This window comes from Rhizobium sp. UBA1881 (genome assembly GCF_002338015.1).
GTDB lineage: Bacteria > Pseudomonadota > Alphaproteobacteria > Rhizobiales > Rhizobiaceae > Rhizobium.
Map to the genome: position 1 here is coordinate 1 of NZ_DDHH01000159.1, position 330 is coordinate 330.

The following is a 330-nucleotide window of genomic DNA, read 5'->3' on the forward strand; positions in this document are numbered from 1 at the left end:
GGGATCCAGCCACGGCGCGTCGGCGCCGTGAGGAGAGTCTTTTGCCCCAAGGACTTGGGGCGCTGGATTGCTGTGACGAGCACAGCAATGAGGGTGGTGGAGAGGGGCTTTTTTTGTGAGGAGAGATGTCGCGATTTGCGCAGGGAATTTCGTGAACCGATCGAAATCCCGCTTGCACGACCAAATCATTTCACATAAAGATATCTTTATATGTTGATTGGATCGGATATGGGTGAACCCGTCAGGCTAGGTTTGGATGCGTTGGTGGACGTGCTGCGGGCGGCGGGTGAGCCGACGCGCTTACGTCTTCTGGCGCTGCTGGCCGCCGGC